Source organism: Janthinobacterium sp. Mn2066 (genome assembly GCF_049319705.1).
Lineage (GTDB): Bacteria > Pseudomonadota > Gammaproteobacteria > Burkholderiales > Burkholderiaceae_D > Janthinobacterium.
In genome coordinates, this window is the sequence record NZ_JBMOUF010000037.1 from 1 (window position 1) to 504 (window position 504).

Annotated in this window: 1 protein-coding gene; it reads left to right on the forward strand. The window is 59.3% G+C overall.

Translation table 11 applies throughout. The features are described 5' to 3' along the window. The coding region (locus ACL9RI_RS27645; protein ID WP_422729644.1) for a transposase at positions 1-437 on the forward strand (437 nt) is incomplete at its 5' end. Between the last annotated feature and the right edge of the window lie 67 nt (positions 438-504).

The following is a 504-nucleotide window of genomic DNA, read 5'->3' on the forward strand; positions in this document are numbered from 1 at the left end:
TCGATGCCGCGTCGGGCCTGGTGCATACGGTCGTCGGCACGGCCGGGAACGTTGCCGATGTGACACAGGCGCACGCGCTGCTGCATGGTGACGAGACAGCCGCACTCGGCGACGCCGGCTACCAGGGCGTAGAAAAGCGGCCTGAAAACACCGGCAAATCGGTGACGTGGCACGTAGCCATGAAACGCTCCAAACGCAAGGCGCTGCCCAATAACAAACTGGGGCGCCTGACGGAAAAGCTGGAGCATCTGAAGGCCAGCGTGCGGGCAAAAGTCGAGCATCCGTTTCATGTCATCAAGAACCTGTTCCGTCATCGTAAGACGCGCTATCGCGGACTGGCCAAGAACACAGCACAGTTGTTCACGCTGCTCGCCTTTGCCAATCTGCTGCTGGCCGGCAGGCGTTTTACGGTTACCGAATCCCGCATTCCGTCTTGATTACCCAAAGACGCGAAACATCGCGTCAAATTGAACGAAAAACGGGCCTGAACGGCTCGCCGGTCGA